At 38.4% G+C, this 18,106-nt stretch carries 15 protein-coding genes; 8 read left to right on the top strand and 7 right to left on the bottom strand.

Features of this window, described 5'->3' with window-relative positions:
- Window positions 1–238: 238 nt before the first annotated feature.
- From GO593_RS17445 to GO593_RS17435, 3 genes are read right to left on the bottom strand one after another with little or no spacing between them, the layout of a single operon-like run.
- The gene (locus GO593_RS17445; RefSeq protein ID WP_000753032.1) at window positions 239–847 is read right to left on the bottom strand and encodes an OB-fold-containig protein; all 609 of its coding nucleotides are present in this window, start codon (window positions 845–847) and stop codon (window positions 239–241) included.
- Window positions 848–872: 25 nt separating this feature from the next.
- Window positions 873–1,181 (bottom strand): Rieske (2Fe-2S) protein, encoded by a 309-nt coding sequence (locus GO593_RS17440; RefSeq protein WP_000134203.1) that lies wholly within the window; start codon window positions 1,179–1,181, stop codon window positions 873–875.
- 16 nt (window positions 1,182–1,197) lie between these two features.
- Entirely contained in the window at window positions 1,198–2,202 is a 1,005-nt protein-coding gene (locus GO593_RS17435) for an adenosine kinase (protein WP_000246666.1), read from the bottom strand.
- A 237-nt stretch (window positions 2,203–2,439) separates the two neighbouring features.
- Between GO593_RS17435 and GO593_RS17430 the strand changes: the two genes are divergently transcribed.
- The 3 genes from GO593_RS17430 (at window position 2,440) to GO593_RS17420 (ending at window position 8,900) form a co-directional block, all read left to right on the top strand.
- Window positions 2,440–4,536: a TonB-dependent receptor gene (locus GO593_RS17430; RefSeq protein WP_000831231.1), complete on the top strand. Its 2,097-nt coding sequence runs from the start codon at window positions 2,440–2,442 to the stop codon at window positions 4,534–4,536.
- 252 nt (window positions 4,537–4,788) lie between these two features.
- Entirely contained in the window at window positions 4,789–7,728 is a 2,940-nt protein-coding gene (locus GO593_RS17425) for an insulinase family protein (RefSeq protein ID WP_000215277.1), read from the top strand.
- Window positions 7,729–7,748: 20 nt separating this feature from the next.
- Window positions 7,749–8,900 (top strand): phospholipase A, encoded by a 1,152-nt coding sequence (locus GO593_RS17420; protein WP_000885657.1) that lies wholly within the window; start codon window positions 7,749–7,751, stop codon window positions 8,898–8,900.
- A gap of 41 nt (window positions 8,901–8,941) precedes the next feature.
- Here the strand turns inward: GO593_RS17420 and GO593_RS17415 are convergent, their stop codons facing one another.
- The 3 genes from GO593_RS17415 to ilvA form a co-directional block, all read right to left on the bottom strand.
- Entirely contained in the window at window positions 8,942–10,279 is a 1,338-nt protein-coding gene (locus tag GO593_RS17415; protein ID WP_000053917.1) for a TrkH family potassium uptake protein, read from the bottom strand.
- 18 nt (window positions 10,280–10,297) lie between these two features.
- Window positions 10,298–10,948, bottom strand: a complete 651-nt coding sequence (locus tag GO593_RS17410; protein WP_001983728.1) for a potassium channel family protein — start codon at window positions 10,946–10,948, stop codon at window positions 10,298–10,300.
- A 144-nt stretch (window positions 10,949–11,092) separates the two neighbouring features.
- Window positions 11,093–12,640, bottom strand: coding sequence for a threonine ammonia-lyase, biosynthetic (gene ilvA / locus GO593_RS17405; protein WP_001983729.1), 1,548 nt, complete (start codon window positions 12,638–12,640; stop codon window positions 11,093–11,095).
- 101 nt (window positions 12,641–12,741) lie between these two features.
- Here ilvA and rpiA point away from each other — a divergent pair, with 101 nt between their 5' ends.
- Both rpiA and GO593_RS17395 read left to right on the top strand, forming a co-directional pair.
- Window positions 12,742–13,413 carry a ribose-5-phosphate isomerase RpiA gene (gene rpiA, locus GO593_RS17400; RefSeq protein WP_000061056.1) on the top strand — a complete coding sequence of 224 codons (672 nt, stop codon included), beginning with the start codon at window positions 12,742–12,744 and terminating at the stop codon, window positions 13,411–13,413.
- Complete coding sequence (locus tag GO593_RS17395) at window positions 13,413–14,093, top strand: YgjP family zinc-dependent metalloprotease (protein WP_000257634.1); 681 nt, start codon at window positions 13,413–13,415, stop codon at window positions 14,091–14,093. The genes rpiA and GO593_RS17395 overlap by 1 nt, the downstream gene beginning before the upstream one ends.
- Here GO593_RS17395 and GO593_RS17390 read toward each other — a convergent pair.
- Window positions 14,090–15,610: a hypothetical protein gene (locus GO593_RS17390; RefSeq protein ID WP_000886860.1), complete on the bottom strand. Its 1,521-nt coding sequence runs from the start codon at window positions 15,608–15,610 to the stop codon at window positions 14,090–14,092. The genes GO593_RS17395 and GO593_RS17390 overlap by 4 nt on opposite strands.
- 182 nt (window positions 15,611–15,792) lie before the next feature.
- Between GO593_RS17390 and argC the strand changes: the two genes are divergently transcribed.
- The 3 genes from argC to clpS all read left to right on the top strand — a co-directional run bounded on the left by argC (window position 15,793) and on the right by clpS (window position 18,105).
- Window positions 15,793–16,848 carry an N-acetyl-gamma-glutamyl-phosphate reductase gene (gene argC, locus GO593_RS17385; RefSeq protein ID WP_000558177.1) on the top strand — a complete coding sequence of 352 codons (1,056 nt, stop codon included), beginning with the start codon at window positions 15,793–15,795 and terminating at the stop codon, window positions 16,846–16,848.
- 75 nt (window positions 16,849–16,923) lie between these two features.
- Window positions 16,924–17,682, top strand: coding sequence for a DUF6776 family protein (locus GO593_RS17380; protein WP_085940527.1), 759 nt, complete (start codon window positions 16,924–16,926; stop codon window positions 17,680–17,682).
- A gap of 9 nt (window positions 17,683–17,691) precedes the next feature.
- Entirely contained in the window at window positions 17,692–18,105 is a 414-nt protein-coding gene (gene clpS / locus GO593_RS17375; protein ID WP_001260033.1) for an ATP-dependent Clp protease adapter ClpS, read from the top strand.
- Window position 18,106: the final 1 nt, after the last annotated feature.

The raw sequence follows: 18,106 nt of genomic DNA, 5'->3' as shown, positions 1-18,106 counted from the left end.
GACTAAAATAGTTTGAATTAATTATTAAATCCAACTAAAACACTTGTAAATAAATATATTAAGCTGATTAAAATATTTTGATTTATATTTAATTCTGATTAAAAAGGTTGGATATAATAAAGTGTTTTTTTATTTCTAACTAAAATGGTTGGTTTAATATTCAATTAAAATAACAGTAAAATAAAGGCAATAATAAAACTTTTTAAAAGCAATAAAAGACGAGAAGAATTATTAATAATTAATCAGGCGCGAAAAGGTCATTCGAAACAGAAATTTTCTTGGCAACATAATGGCTTTTATGCACTTTGATAAGAATGACTTGTGAATATAGTTCTAACTCACCATACTCAGGTTCAACTTGGACATAGTGCAGTTGTCCGAACTCATCACGTACACGAGCTTGCGCTGAAAAACCAGGTCTTGCACTACCACTGGAAATAGTTGCTAGACGCCCTAAAAGGTTATAGTTGGTATGTGTAAGCTTGGGTTTAATGACTTGATCAAGGCAGTGAATCATAAATACGGTAAAGAAAATTGCGATGACCAGTGCAGGGATGATTAAGTAAAACGGAGTGATAAAGTAATGCTGTATAGCAAAGAAAGAAAGCTGTAAAAAATAACCGGCAAAACTGAAATTGATGAGTAAAAAAACAAAAATTAGAGCTTTAGAAAATTTAACATTGAGCAAAGGGGAATTGGTAAGCCAAATTGGCGCAATTTTTTTTAATAGCTGGCTTGGTCGTAAACCAACATACATACCAATAGTTTCTACCACGCTGAGCAATATCAAAGCCACAACACTTAAATGAAATGGCATAAGATAATAATTAAAAAAGAAATCAGCCATGGTAGAAACTCTAATGTTGATGATCTCAGTCTACGATATAAATACCGCCATCTGAATGTACCTTAATCTCAACTTTATTTAGAAACTCACCTAAACAAGGACCTGAAATACATTCACCAGTCTCCACGTTAAATAAAGCACCGTGGGTTGAGCATTGGATATATTCTTGGTCTTGATCTAGAAATTGGTTTTCTAGATATTCAAGTTCGGTTTGCAAATGTGGGCATAAATTCTGATAGGCGTAGAAAGAGCCATCACGCTGTGTAATGAAAATAGTAGTTCCTTGTAAAGTGTCAAAAGCTCTAGCTTCACGCTCAGGAACTTCTTCCGTCATACAGATCCTTTCCATTTCAAGCACATTCCTTCTGAAAATTTTCGAGAAGTTTAGCATAGTCATTAATGGCTAAACGAGGACCAAATTGAGACACGACTTCACTTGAAATTAAGATGGCTAACTGTGCAGCAGCAGTTAAATCTTCATGATGGTTTAATGCGTAGAGGAAGGCACCTGCAAAAGCATCACCCGCACCATTTGTATCTACAGCTTCAACATGACGGCCTGCAACGTGAAAATGGTGAGTTGGATTTGCAACTAGAGCACCTTTTGCACTTTGTGTAATTACAACAGTATGGTTTTTAAAACGTAATTGAGTAAGTGCATCTTCAACAGTAGTGGTATTGGTATACATTAAGGCTTCTTGTTCATTACAGAACAATAAATCCACACCATCATCCATAAGCTCTTCTAGGCCTTCACGAGCGTATTGAACCATTGCAGGATCTGATAAAGATAGGGCAATTTTAACGCCGTGAGCTTTTGCAATTTCTCTAGCTTGTTTTACCGCTTTACGTGCTGTTTCACTTGTAGAAAGATAGCCTTCAATATAAAGCCATTTTGCTGTTTTTAATGGTTCAAAATCGATTTGGTCTTGAGAGAGCTCAGCGGTAATACCTAAATAGGTATGCATAGTACGCTCAGAATCTGGGCTAATCAGGACCATACAGGTACCGGTCACCCCTTCACTGATGGACTTTGGTGTAGTCTGGATGCCTGCATCATTTAACCCTTGCAGGTAAATTCCACCTAATTCATCATGACCAACGCGGCAACCATAAAATGCGCTACCACCTAATGCACTAAACGCTACAGTTGTATTTGCAGCAGAGCCGCCACTTGCTTGACCTTTGTAATCTTGAGTTTGTTTTAATTTTTCATAAAGGGCAGATTGTGTTTCACCATCAGACAACTGCATGGTGCCTTTTTGTAAGCCTTGCTGACTAAGAAAATCATCAGAAACTTTAAATTCTTGGTCGATTAATGCATTACCAATTGCAAAAAGATCTACAGTTGCCATATGTGTTGTCACAGAATAAAAAATCAGATCGATAAGTTTACACCATTGCTCACATTTGCTGTAGTTTGTTGAATAAAATTCAGGTTATTCAGCGGCTAGCAGAGTTTTATTGTTTGCCTAAGCAATTGAAATAATCTTTTTAATAAATATTATCAATTAATAATGATTCTTGCTAATATTTACAAATCTATACTGTTTCATTGAAACTTCGCCTGAAATTTTTCGTAGCGAACTTATATGAAGCGTTCAGTTTTATTTATTTCATCAGTTGGGGTTATGACAAGCCATGTATATGCTCTAGAAGCAGATCAACAGGCGGTAACCAACCTTCCAACAATTTCAGTTAAAGCTGATAAGGAAATCAGTTTAAAACAAGAAGTGGGGCAAGCATCAAGTGCAACTAAAGGACTTATGCAATTAAAAGATGTCCCTCAAATTGTAAACGTTGTACCCAAACAAGTTTTAAGAGAACAGACAGTTACCTCTATGCAAGGTGCCTTGCAAAATGTTGCAGGTTTAAGCTTTAGTGTAGGAGATGGACAACGTGATCAGGTCATGATTCGTGGTTTCTCTGCAATCACCGATAACTATGTAGATGGTATTCGCGATGACGCATTGTATTTTCGCGATATGTCGAATGTAGAGCGGATCGAAGTTTTAAAAGGACCTGCTTCGGTATTATATGGGCGTGGTTCGGCAGGTGGTTTAGTTAACAAGATTAATAAAAAACCAATCGATCAATCTTTGCGTGAAGTGAGCCTGATTGGTAGTACAACAGGACAACGCCGCGCAGAAGTCGATGTAAATGAAAAAGTCGCAGAGAATGTTAAGGTTCGTTTAACTGGTGCAGTTGAAGACTCAGATGGTTACCGTGATCAGGCTTTTTTAAAACGTCAAGCGGTTGCTCCATCTGTACAGTGGGATATTACTGATAAGACCAAACTTTTACTTCAGGCTGACTATTTGCATGATAACCGTTTGGCAGATCAAGGTTTCCCGACAGACCCGATTACAGGTAAACCTGTTAAAACAAATCCTAAAACTTTTTATGGCGCTTTAAATGGTAAAGAGGTTGGGGATGTTGATACTGAAATCTCAAGCCAAACTATCAGCTTAGACCATGAGTTTAATGATAATTTTAAGTATCATGGTGCAGTTCGCCACTATAACTACTCACTTGATCGTCAATATAGTGTAGATTCACATCCAGCTGCTGATAAGTCAAAAATTACTTTAACCCAGAATAAACGCTTACGTAATGAAGATGGTGTGTATGTTCAACAAGAGTTGAGCGCTTTATTTAATACAGGTTTTTTAAAGCACAATACCTTAATTGGTGCTGAATATAGCAAGCAGCATAAAGATGAGATACTTTGGCAAGGTGCTAAAACAACTACTGATTTATATAATCCTAAATTAGAGTATTGGGCGCCTATTAATACAGGAACTACAACTGCACGTAATAACAATAGCAATACTTTTGAAAACTACGGCGTGTATCTGCAAGATCTAATGACAGTGACAGATCAGCTTAAAGTTTTAGTGGGTTTACGTTATGACAATCTATCGCAAGATCGTGATGATAAAACGAGTACGAATTTAGATTTAAACCGTACTGACAATACTTATTCTCCACGAATTGGAGTGGTCTACCAGCCAGTAAATAATATCTCACTTTACACTTCTTATAACCGCTCTTTCCAACCTTTGGCTGATTCATTTGTTTTTTATCAAAACAGTGATGACTTAAGGCCCACAAAAACTGAAAACTATGAAATTGGTGCAAAGTGGGATGTAAATGATCAGTTGAATGTAACCTTGGCTTTGTTTGAGATGAGCCAAACTAATATTCAAAACCAAGATCCAGCAAACCCAAATCAAGCATTGTTGGCAGGTGAGCAAAAAACCAAAGGTGTTGAACTTTCATTAACAGGTCAGTTGACCGATCAATTGTCAGTATTGGCTGGTTATTCGTATATGGATGGTAAGATTGAAAAATCGACTATTGGTTTTACAGGCAATCATTCTGCGCTCACGCCAAACAATACTGCTAACTTATGGTTAAAATATCAAATTAATGATTATTGGTATGCAGCTGTGGGTGGTCGTGGTGAATCATCACGTTTTAGTGCGCCAGACAACAAAAACGTTTTACCGGGATATGCAGTTGTAAATGCGGCGTTAGGTTATCAAAGTGAACGTTATGATGTGAATTTAAACCTAAATAACTTGTTTGATCGCGATTATTTTGTGTCAGGTCATAGTGGAGCAAATGATTCGAACATGATGGGCGATCCTTTAAATGCTCAAGTTGCACTTCGCTATCGTTTTTAATTAAAAAAAACTCTAAAAAGCTCATCATTTCGATGAGCTTTTTTATTTGTCGTGTAGGATATAGATGGTATTAAAAGGTTTTGTTCTGATAGGATACAACGACGCGGGCTATGTGCTTGATATTAAAGCTATGGCTATGAAAACTAATACTTAACAAAAACATAGTGTTTTGCTTGGCTTTTATTCGCCATTCTCAAGCCGACTCAGGCTATAATGAGACTTATTCACTTATCCGATATGTTAGGAGATCACATGACTGTAGATGTCACTGAAACCATTTCTCAAACTGTTCACCCTGCGTTTCAGTTGCTACGTCAGCACCATGTTGAAGCATTAGATATTTTAGTGTCTGAATATAAGCATAAAGTCACAGGTGCGGTGCATTATCACTTGGCAACTGATTATGATGAAAATGTATTTCTTGTTGCGTTCAGAACACAACCTATGGACTCTAAAGGAACTGCACATATTTTAGAGCATACTGCTTTATGTGGTTCTGAAAAGTTTCCTGTTCGTGATCCATTCTTCTTAATGATACGCCGTTCATTAAATACTTTTATGAACGCGTTTACAGCAGCAGATTGGACTGCATATCCATTTGCAACTCAAAATAAGAAAGATTTCCAAAACTTATTATCTGTTTATCTTGATGCTGCTTTCTCGGCAAATTTGAATCCTCTGGATTTTGCTCAGGAAGGTATCCGTATTGAACTTGAAAATGGTCAGCCTGTATACAAAGGCGTAGTCTTCAATGAAATGAAAGGTGCAATGAGTGCGCCTTCTGATCAGCTTTATCATCAGTTGGCTCATCATCTATTCCCTGAAACCACTTATCACTACAACTCAGGCGGTGATCCAAAAGATATTCCTGACTTAACGTATGAACAATTGGTTGAATTTTATAAAACCCATTATCATCCGAGTAATGCGGTATTTATGACTTTTGGTAACCAAACCGCCTATGAATTACAAGAGCAATTTGAAAAATTGGCTCTACATAAGTTCACTGCTGGTACAACTTTATATTCGAAACCAGAAAAACGCTTAACGGCACCTGTTGAAGTTACTGAAACTTATGCTGTTGATGGCGATGAGTTAAAAGACAAAACTTACCATGTATTGTCGTGGTTATTACCTCAGGCGAGTGACATTAAACTTCGTCTGGGTATGCGATTAGTAGAAGGCGTTTTACTCGAAAACTCAGCTTCACCACTTCGTCATTATTTAGAAACTTGTGGCTATGCTCAGTCGACTGGTCCTTTAATGGGGGTAGACGATAGTAACTTTGAAATGACGTTCTATTGTGGTGTTCAAGGTTCAAATCCAGAGCATGCAGAGAGCTTTAGAGATGGTGTTTTAAACGTTTTACGTGAAGTAGCTGCAAAACCAATTGACTCATCGTTAGTTGATGCAATTTTGCATCAAATCGAGTTACACCAACGTGAAATTAATGGTGATGGTACACCATATGGCTTAAGCCTAATTTTAAATGGTTTAAGTGGTGCGATTCACCATAACGATCCGATTCAAATTTGGGATGTTGATAGTGCCATTGCTCAGGTTAAAGAAGAACTCCAAGACCCAATGTGGTTATCTAACCTGATTCAAACGCATTTATTAGATAATCCGCACCGCGTGCAAATGACTTTAGTACCGGATGCAACCAAGTCAGCGAAAGAGCAAGAAGCTGAAAAAGCACGTTTAGCTGCAATTGGTGAAAAGCTAACTGAAGAAGATAAAGCAGAGATCATCGCTAAAACCAAGGCATTGCAAGAGCGTCAAGATACACCAGATAATCTTGAACTGTTGCCAAAAGTAGGTCTAGAAGACGTACCGGCTGACTTGCATATTGTACAAGGTCAATTGCGTGAAATTATCTGTAATCGAATGGATACGCCGTTGAATTTGTATCATGCCGGAACCAATGGTATTTACTATCAACAAGTACTTATTCAAATTCCAGATGATGTGGTTAAATCACCATACTTCAATTTGCTCTCTATTTTAATGGGTGAAGTTGGTGCAGGTGAGTATGACTACCTTGAACTCCAGAACTTACAAACAGCTGTAAGTGGTGGTTTGGGAATGGGTGCTTCGTTACGCAGTAAGGTTGATGATAAAGACAAAATTAGTGCTTGGTTAACTTTAACAACTAAATCTTTAACTCAGAAGTTCGATGCGATTCATTTATTAAAATTAGCATTTGAACAACTTCGTTTTGATGAAAAAGAGCGAATCATTGAGTTATTGCAGCAACGTAAGACACGCTGGCAGTCTCGTTTATCTGGTGCTGGTCATAGTTATGCAATGCAGATTGCTTCTCGTAATATGAGTGCATTAGCTCAACGCGACTATCAAAACACTGGCTTAGGTGCGTTGAACTGGTTAGGCGAGCTTGTTAATAAAATTACCCAAGATGATGCTGCTTATGATGCGCTTATTGCTGAATTGAAGCATATTCATACAAAATTATTGCAAGCACCTAAACAGTTCCTGCTCGTATGTGAAGAGCATCAGTCAGAGCGTTTAGTTGAAGAAATACAAAATGTTTGGGATAAATTAAACGTTGATACAGCAGCGACTGAGTTAACCCAAGTTGAGCAAGAAAATGATAATGAACATGAAGCTTGGTTAATTCAAACCAATGTTCAGTTCTGTGCCTCTGCATATCAAGCTGTGGAAGTATCTCATCCAGATGCGGCACCTCTAATGGTATTGGCAGCTTACTTGCGTAATGGTTTCTTGCACAGTGCTATCCGTGAAAAAGGTGGTGCTTATGGTGGTGGTGCTAGTTATGACGGAAATGCATGTTCATTCCGTTTCTTTAGTTACCGTGACCCACGCTTAGCTGAGACTTTTAAAGATTTTGAAGCGAGCGTGCAATGGTTGTTAAACACAGAGCAACAACCTCATCAGCTTGAAGAAGCAATTCTTGGTCTGGTGGCAAGTATGGACAAACCTGGTTCACCAGCAGGTGAAGCAATAACAGCGTGTTATGCATTGTTGCATGCAAGAACTCCGACTTTCCGTCGTACATTACGTGAAAGATTATTGCATGTAACTTTAGAAGATTTAAAACGTGTTGCACGTCAATATTTAATTGAACAAACACCTGTAAAAGCTGTCGTTGCACCTTTTGCAAAACGTGATGAATTGCAACAACTGGGCTTTACGATCAAACAAGTTAATTAAAATAAAAATTGGAGATGAACATGGCGTTCAGACAATTTGAACGCACATCTTTACAGCTAAGTATGGGAACCCTGCTTAGCTGTTTATGTGCGTCGGTGGCATATGCCGACACCTTAGCCCCTGTAAAACCTGCGAGTGTAGATGCATGTGTTGCCCTTGCTTCGAATGCTGATCGCCTAGCTTGTTATGATGCTGTGTTTAAACCATCGGCCTTACCAGTAGTTCAAGCCGCAGTAGTACCAGAGCCTGTTAAAAAAATTGATAAACCTGTTGTTCAACCTGAAACATTTAAAGAAAAGGTTGTAGATAAGGTAAGTAATATCAAAGTAATTGGTAAGGCACCTACACTTGAACCTACTACATCTTTACTAGATCAACGTTGGGAGTTGTCTGAAAAAAGTAAACTGGGTGTTTGGAATATTCGTGCTTATCAACCTGTTTATTTGCTACCAGTTTTCTGGACGAGCGATAAAAATGAGCTACCTACTAGTCCAAACCCTAATAATGTAGAACATACAGCCCAGAATCTTAAATCAACTGAAAGTAAATTTCAGATTTCTTTGAAAACGAAAGCTTGGGAAAATATTTTTGGTAACAATGGTGACTTGTGGGTAGGTTATACTCAATCTTCACGTTGGCAGACCTTTAATGCTGAAGAGTCTCGACCATTCCGTGAAACGAACTATGAGCCAGAAGCAAGTTTAATGTTTAGAACAAACTATGAGTTGCTTGGCTTAGATGGTCGTTTGCTTGGGGTAACTTTAAATCACCAATCAAATGGACGTTCAGATCCTTTATCTCGTAGCTGGAACCGTGTCATCTTTAATGTGGGTTTAGAACGCGGTAACTTTGCTTTAATGCTTCGTCCATGGATACGCATTGAAGAAGACAGCAAAGATGATAACAATCCAGATATTGAAGATTATGTGGGGCGTGGTGATTTAACTGCTTTTTATAAGTGGAAGCAAAATGACTTCTCATTAATGCTACGTCACTCTTTAAAAGGTGGTGATGATTCTCATGGTGCTGTTCAGTTTGACTGGGCTTTCCCGATTAGTGGCAAGCTGCGCGGACACTTCCAATTATTTAATGGTTATGGTGAAAGCTTAATTGACTATAACCATCGTGCAACTTATGCCGGCTTGGGTGTTTCACTCATGAACTGGTACTAAGTTTGACCTATAAAAATGCCGCTTTTACAGCGGCTTTTTTATTAACCAATTTGAATATTGGCTTGAGGGTGTTTGAGACGGCTTTTTTTAGGAGTAGCAATTAAATAGGCGAGTGTTAAGGGGCCTAAACGGCCTGCAAACATAAGTAGGCTTAAAATAAATAAACTACCATTGTGTAAATCTGGCGTGATACCGCGAGAAAGGCCTACCGTACAGGCTGCTGAAACCACTTCAAATAATAAGTTCATAAAGTCTGCTTTAGGTTCTAAAAGTAAAAGTATAAAGAACCCGATAAATATGAGAATACTGGTAATTGCGGTGACAGCTAAGGCTTTATAAGTAGTTTCGTGAGAAACGGAGTGATTGAAAACCCTGATTTCATCGGTACGTCTTAAAAAGGAAAGTACACTTAAAACTAATATGACAAAGGTGCCGACTTTTATACCTCCAGCAGTACTGAGTGAACCTCCACCGATGAACATGAGTAGCATCATAAGTAAAGAACTACTGTTGGTCATTGCTCCAGTATCAATAGTATTGAACCCTGAAGAACGTGGAACAGTCGCTTGAAACCATGCATTTAAAGCTTGATCACCTACATTGAGCAGACCTAAGGTATGAGGATTTTGTGCTTCCAAAACCCAAATTAATACAAACGCAACCAAATTAATAATCGCAATAGTTGTTAGGATGAGTTTGCTATTTGGGCTGAGTTTTTTCCATTTTTTATTTTGTTTGATATCCATGAGGACTAAAAAACCCAGTCCACCTAATGTATAGAGCAAACTAATCGTAATACATATAAGGTAGTTGCTTTGGAAGTTAACTAAACTGTTGCTAAATAGTGAAAAACCCGCATTGTTAAATGATGAGATACTATAGAAAACTGCATAATACAGTCCCCGAGCAAAGCCATAAATGGGTGTAAATGCGGTAGTTAAGATCACTGTTCCAATCAGTTCAAAAAGAAGTGTGTAAGTAACAACACCTTTTGCCACAAAAGTAACCTTTGAAAGACTAGTCTGCCCAAGGCTATCTTGAGCCATCATTTGCTGTTTAAGGCCAACTTTAGGAGATAAACTTAATGCTGCCAAAATGGCAAAAGTCATAAAGCCTAAACCACCTGACTGAATCAATAATAAAATAATGACCTGTCCGAAAAGTGTAAAAGATTCATGAATATTTAAAACGGATAGACCTGTAATAGTGACTGCCGAGGTCGCCGTAAATAGAGCATCCATCCAACTAACATGTCCGTTATTGGCAATAGGAAGTTTAAGCAATAATGTGCCAAAGACAATAAAGCCCAGAAAGCCCAGTGCTAACAGAGAAGGTGGGCTTAAATTTAGTGTTTTATGCGGTTTAGGCTTAAGAGACATATTTTCTGGTTCGTTTTCTTATATGAAACAATTTGAGAGTTTTTTTAGCTGCTGTAAATGACCTTCTAAAATAAGAATATCATGCGTTTGTAAAGTAAAAGTCTCTTCGGTTTCAAATAAAATCTGCTGTTGTCTTTTTACAAGAAGCGTTTTTACTTGAGGGGCTTGCTGCATAATTCCGTACAAATTAATGCCGTTTAACTTCTCTGGAATATCAATTTTTACAATATAGTGCTCATCATCTAAAGACATATAACGGCTCACCATTGGGTAGTTTAGTGCTTGAGCAACACGTACCCCCATGTCTTCTTCAGGATGAATGATTTTATTGATATTTAGATGAGATAAGATTGTATGATGTGCTTTGGTTTTTGCTTTTACCCAAATTTTATCAATGCCCAGATTTTTTAAATTCAACACACATAAAATACTGGCTTCAATATCTTCACCAATTGCTACAACCACTGCATCACAATTTTGAATGTTTAATTCATCCAATACATGTTCATCTGTAGCATCAGCAATGACAGCATGAGTTAAAACATCGGCAAGGTTCTCAACATTCTTTTTGACTGTATCAATACCAATAACATCATGGTTTAATCTCGTAAGTTCCTGAGCAACAGTTGCCCCAAAACTTCCCAAGCCGATGACCGCGAACTGTGCCATAGTTGTCCTTTTATACTTAGTTAGGGCTTTATTTTTAATGATATTTTCTTTGAGATAAAGAGAAGCAATGTAAATATAAAAAATAATAAGCTTAAATGATAAAAAAGCCGACATATTTGCCGGCTTTTTTATCAAAATGAAAGGTTACTTCAAGAAACGTTTATAGCCCACATTGTCTGTAATTTCTGCATATGGATAGCTAATTTGCTCCAGAGTTTCAATTAAACCATCTGGGTTTTGTTTAGCATCTGTTGCTTGTAAGCCAACTAGTACACGACCTTCGGCAGCGCCGTGGTTACGATAATGGAATAGCGTAATATTGTGGGTTGGACCTAAACGAGTTAAGAAGGTGAGTAAGGCACCCGGACGTTCCGGAAACTCAACACGGAACAATCTTTCGTCATCCAGATTGGCATGACCACCAATCAAGTAACGAATATGCAATTTGGCAACTTCATCATCAGATAAATCATCTACAACATAATTTTGCTGTTTAAGTTGTTCTAAAATTTCATGACGTTCAGTGTCACCACCTTTTAAGCTAATACCCACAAATACTTGTGCTTCTTCTGTGTTATTTGCACGGTAGTTAAACTCGGTAATGTTACGGCCCTGTAGAGCACGGCAGAAGCCTAAGAATGCGCCTTTTTCTTCAGAAAGAGTAACTGCATAAATTGCTTCACGTTGTTCACCCAATTCGGTGCGCTCTGCAATGTAACGTAAGCGGTCAAAGTTCATGTTGGCGCCGCAAACAATCGATACCATGTTTTTGCCGCTAATTTTATGCTCGGCAACATATTTTTTGATACCAGCTAGGGCCATTGCACCTGACGGTTCAACGATGCTGCGGTTTTCATCAAAAGTATCTTTAATTGCAGCACAGATCTCATCTGTATTTACAGTAACAATGTCTGGTTCAACAATTGGTCCAGAGTTATCTGACTTGCGTAGACGAACGATATCAAAAGGTAAAGCACCAATTTGAGCGACTGCTGTACCATCAGCAAATAAGCCTACATGGGGTAGGACTACACGTTCATTTGCTTCTAGCGCTGCTTTTAAACAAGCTGACTCTTCATATTCAACACCGATGACTTTGACATGCGGTGCAACATCACCCAAGTAAGCTGCTACACCAGCAATTAAGCCACCACCACCAACAGCAACGAAAACATATTCTACATCACGCCATTGGCGTAAAATTTCATTCGCAATTGTGCCTTGGCCCGCAATAACCAACTCGTCGTCATAAGGTGGAATAAAAACTAATCCTTCAGCTTCGGCACGTTGCTGAGCGTATTTGTTTGCAATATCAAAACTATCGCCATGTAATACAACTTGGCCACCCAAACGCTTCACTGCCTGAACTTTAATGTCAGGGGTAGTACTTGGCATAACAATAATTGCAGGAATACCTAAACGTTGACCAGACAACGCTACACCTTGCGCATGGTTGCCGGCAGATGCGCAAATGACGCCACGTTCAAGTTGTTCTTTCGGTAATTGGCTAATACGGTTATAGGCACCGCGTAATTTAAAAGAAAAAACCGGTTGTAAATCTTCACGCTTAAAACGAATTGTGTTGTTTAATTTTTGACTAATTCGTGGAGCTGCTTCGAGAGGTGTTTCAATTGCAACATCATAAACCGTTGCTTGTAAAATTTGTCGTACCACACGAGACAGCATGTTCATCTTCCCTATAACAGTTTAAAATAGGAAATTATTGTAGCAAACCCTTGTGCATTTGCGCCGTTTATTGGCGCATAAATGTCAAAAAATAGTTGAGTGATGTAATGAGCCTATATGCAACCCAAGATGAAAAGAAACAAGCTGCTGCGAAAGCTGCTTTAAAACACTTACCCAAAGGTGGCATTTTGGGGGTAGGAACTGGAAGTACTGTAAATTTCCTGATTGATTTATTGCCTGAACTACAATTAGAAGCAGCAGTAGCAAGTTCTCAAGCAACAGCAGATCGTCTTAAAAAATTAGGCATAGAAGTGGTTGATATGAACCATGTGGGTAACCTTGATGCTTATGTTGATGGTGCAGATGAGATTGATCGTCATATGCATATGATTAAAGGCGGCGGCGCAGCATTAACTCGTGAAAAAATTGTAGCCTCAATTGCTAAAAAGTTTGTATGTATCGTTGATGATTCGAAATGGGTTGATCAACTTGGTCGTGATTTCCCATTACCAGTAGAAGTTATTCCAATGGCGCGTTCTGCTGTAGCTCGTAAATTGGTAAGCTTAGGGGGTGATCCGGTTTATCGTGAAGGTGTGGTAACAGATAACGGAAACGTTATTTTAGATGTATTTAATTTGAACATCTTAAATGCAATTGATTTGGAAAAGACAATTAATAATATTCCGGGCGTTGTGACTAACGGTATTTTTGCGTTAAATCCAGCAACGATTGCAATTGTTGCAACAAATGATGGTATTGAAGAGCGTACTGCACAGTAATGGCTGTGGAAATGCCAGAAATTAAAATTGTTCGTCACGTAAGGGCAAGAAAATTGCGCTTACGTGTTGAGCCTGCGTCTATACGACTTACTGTGCCGTTATTTTGTAGTAAGAAACAAATTCAGCAGTTTTTAGCTCAGTCTGAACAATGGTTAATCGAGACGTGGAATAAACAGCACCACGTTCGATCCACTTCGTTTGAAATTCCTTCAGAAATTTCTTTTTTTAATAGAGAACAGCCTTTTCAAATTGTTGTGCAGAAGCAACATCGCATTTTTCAATTTGATTGGGAAAATAGTTATTTATTTATTAAAGATCAACAACCCTATCAAGCTTTACAAAACGCTGTTATTGCTTATGCAAAACAAGAGTTACCAGTACTTTTGTCAGAGCTTAGCCAAAAAACTCGGCTGAGTTATGCAGAGTGTGCAATCCGGCGTCCTAAAACTCGTTGGGGAAGTTGCAGTAGTCAACATAATATTATGCTGCATGCAGGTCTGGTTCTTATGCCTGCTCAAATTACCCGTTATGTTTGCATTCATGAATTAGCACACACCAAACACTTCGACCATAGTCCTGCATTTTGGGCCGAAGTTGCAAAGTTCGACCCTAACTATATGCAGCATCGCAGACAATTAAAAGGTAATCCATTGCCTGCATGGTGGTATGTTACAGCTTAGCTAAAGCTACACTCTAATTGTGTTGTTTGTAAGACATCTGGTGCTTTGCGGCTATCAAGGCCTGCTTGAGCACTAACAATCTTGTTCGCTTTAATATGTAGCTGTATAAAATTATATTGCTGTGTTGAATTGTTAGGTTCGGATGAACTTGAGTTAAGTAAATAACTATAACTTGCAGCGTCGGTTTGCAATAAGTTATCTGTACTATCTGCGCTTAAGGCAGAGCGATAGCTTTGAGAGCCTTTAATTAATTCAATTTGACCATTAGCACGGAAGTTAAGTTGGCAGCCTGTTGTACTATCTTCATAATGGCCGACTAAATAGTCTGTAGCTGGTAGTTTTGGGTCAGAAATATTGATACTAGTTAAACCTTGTTTACACGGATAAGCCGAACCATTGCAGGTCGCTGTAATACCACTAAAGCCAACAGCACGTCGGTAATCTCCCGCACCATCTATACGGAAAAATTCAGACGTATTACCAGAAGGTATAATCCCCGAATATTGTTTCTTGTTCAGTAGATCATAACCTATTGGGTCTAGATGGGATTGATCTTGCAAATCTGCTAGTTTAAAGGTGGCTGCTCTTAGATTGGTGGCAAAATAATCACGTGTTACCTTTTGATTAGCTGCGATATCTAAAAGTGTATTTTTTGCTGGATCAATATTATCAGGGGCTGAGGTGAAGATAGGGGTAAAAGATGTTTTGTCCCCAATAAGTTTTTTGCCGTCTAAATATCCATCTTTTAAATCTGTAGCGAGACTTTGGGTAAGATCTTGATAAGGTGAATTCGTATTATGGATGCTTGACCAATATTGAAGATAACCAAAGCTTAGATAACTATCCACATAAGTACTTGGCTTTGTGGTTGAGTATTTCAATAAATTTAAAATTGTAAGCGTACTTGCCGGACTTAAACTTGGAATATTGGTATCTTTAAACGCATTAAGAAGAGATCTGTAGACATCTTGAGAGGCTAAGTCAACATGTAATTGTTCAATACTGGTTGGGATAATTGTCTCATTAGGCAACTGACCTGAACGAATCACAGCACGTTGATAAATTGCTTCTGAACTTGGGCTGATCAATTGTGTTTTATTGCTTATCGAGCTTGGGGTAATAAAAGCGTGATAAACACCAGAAATATTTTGATATTCAGATTTGGTTGGATCAAATACTTGAGATGAGCCTTGGGTCGTGACTTCAACACGATAAAGACGATTTAGTTTTGTGCTTGGAAGTTTAATATCGTAACTCGTTAAACTGGCAACTTGGGTATCAATCAAAATACTATTGTCGGTATTATCATATACCTTGAGTTGAACATTGCGCATTTCGACAGGGGTTTTAAGCGTAATATCCGTCATGACTTCAGGAGAGGGTTCAGATGGTTTAGGCGTGTTAGATGAACCTCCGCTACTGCTACCACCACCACACCCAACAAGGGCTACACTTAAAATTAAAGTGGTGAGGCCGAGATAAGTGCACACTTTTATTTCTTTTGATTGATCAAGCATCCTAGCTCTCCAAAAATAAATTTGGTATTTATTTACTGATATTTGTTTGGTACTGACAGGCCGGCAAGTGCTATGTAATTATCGTTTAAAATAAAAAAATTAAAATTACCAAGCATGAAATGGTTTTGTAAGCCTAGACATCCTGTCATACTACCGCAAGTATAGATTCAAAATTTGAGGTAATGCACGTGATTTCTGTCGGAATTGTTGGTGGAACTGGTTATACAGGCGTTGAACTATTACGTATTTTATTACGACATCCAAAAGCGCAGGTTCGAGTTCTGACTTCACGTACAGAAGCGGGCAAACCAGTTGCTGATATGTTCCCAAACTTACGTGGGCATACAGATCTTCAATTTTCAGATTTAAACATTGATGCATTAAAAGAGTGTGACGTCGTATTTTTTGCAACTCCTCATGGTGTTGCGATGCAACATGCGAAAGATTTGATTGCAGCAGGCACCAAAGTTATTGATTTAGCTGCTGACTTTCGTTTACAGAATCTTGAGCAATTTGAAAAGTGGTATGGTATGGAGCATGCTTGCCCAGATGTACTAAAAGATTCTGTTTATGGTTTAACCGAGTTAAATCGTGAAAAAATTAAGCAAGCTCAAGTCATTGGTAATCCGGGTTGTTACCCAACGACTGTTCAACTGGGCTTGGCTCCACTTTTAAAATCGGCACAAGCATTGATTGAAACAAAGAATATTATTATTGATGCAAAATCCGGTGTTTCTGGTGCTGGTCGTAAAGCAAGTTTGGGCATGATTTACAGTGAAAATGCGGATAACTTTAAAGCTTATGGTGTTGCAGGCCATCGCCACCATCCAGAGATTGTAGAGGCTTTGGAAAATATTGCAGGTAAGAAAGATGTTTTTGAAGGTCTTTTATTTGTTCCGCACCTAGTACCGATGATTCGCGGTATGTTAAGTACAATTTATGTAGACTTGACAGAAGCGGGTAAACAAACAGACTTACAAGCTTTGTATGAAAACTTCTATGCAAATGAAAAATTTGTAGATGTCATGCCTGCAAATAGTTCACCTGAAACTCGCAGCGTGCGTGGAGCAAATGAATTACGTATTGCTTTGTATAAACCACAACCAAATAAACTCATTATTTTGGCGGCTCAAGATAACCTTGTAAAAGGTGCATCTGGTCAGGCTGTACAAAATATGAACCTTATGTTTGGCTTTAGTGAAGATGAAGGCTTACAAGGGATTGGTTTATTACCATAAAAAACTCTTTTTTGCTTCACACACATTTAAATTTCGATTTAAATGTGTGTCTTGACTCTGATCTTAAACACTGAGATGACGATGCAAAACTCGGAACAGACGACTTCTGTAGAAAGTTCGTTGCAAAAGAAAAAATTTTTAAACACCAATAAACCATTATTTATTGGTGCCGCTATTTTAATGAGTGGTTGTTTTGCGCTCGGCTATACAATTGGGCACCGTCAAGGTTTAACTGTTGTTGGTTACGATGCAGATGCAGAGCAATTGGTTGAGGTAGTGCAAAAACAAAAAACAGCATTAGATGCAGTTAACAAAAGTTTGAATGCGGCTGTACAAGAGCGTGATGTTGCTGTTACAAATGCCAATGATTTGTTTGAAGCACTTAATCAAGCCAATGCTGATAAAACGCAGCAAGAAGGTATGAGTAACATCTACCGTGAAATTTTAAGACAACGTGGTGGTTTAAGCTTAACAATTCAGAATTTGGCGATAAAACCGTTACCGGAAAATGCTTATGAATATCAGCTTGATCTGGTACAAGTTAGCCCGAGTAAACGCCGTGCTGCAGGTTCAGTTGAAATAAGACTGATTAAAGATACAGAAGTTTTAGTGGTACCACTTGAAGATAAGAACTTTAACTTCACTGATTTTGAGCGTTTGACTGGCCGATGGACGATGCCTAAGGGGTTCACACCTCAATTTATTGAAGTGCGTCTAACAGGCGGTTCTGATACACCGGTTATTAAGCGTTTTAGTTGGCAGCGTGGTAAACCTGTCGAAACACCTTCTGCTTTTGTTGCAGAAATTCCTCAAGCTGAAGCAAATTCACAATAGTAACATCATATGCGAACAAATAAGCGTCAAACAAATTTAAAAGATATTAAGGCTTCTTTTCAGCAGTCTGGCTATGTCGATTGGCACTTCAATCCACGCTTAAGTGATTCGCAAAACGAAGATCATGACGGAGAGGTTGTTGTGCAAACAGCACCTCCCGAACTCAAGCGTCCTCCCTTGTATGCAGTGGTATTATTGAATGACGATTACACGCCAATGGACTTTGTAATTGAAATTTTACAACAATACTTTGCAATGAATCTTGACCAAGCAACTCAAGTAATGCTAACAGTACACTATGAAGGTAAAGGTACTGCCGGGGTATATCCAAGAGACATCGCGGAAACCAAGGCAAACCTTGTTAATAATTACGCTCGATCGCAAGGTCATCCATTACTTTGCCAGATTGAGCCTAAAGCATAAG

Source organism: Acinetobacter baumannii, assembly GCF_009759685.1.
GTDB classification, from domain to species: domain Bacteria; phylum Pseudomonadota; class Gammaproteobacteria; order Pseudomonadales; family Moraxellaceae; genus Acinetobacter; species Acinetobacter baumannii.
The sequence above is the reverse complement of the archived record's forward strand: the minus strand, read 5'-3'. Positions and strand labels throughout refer to the sequence as shown.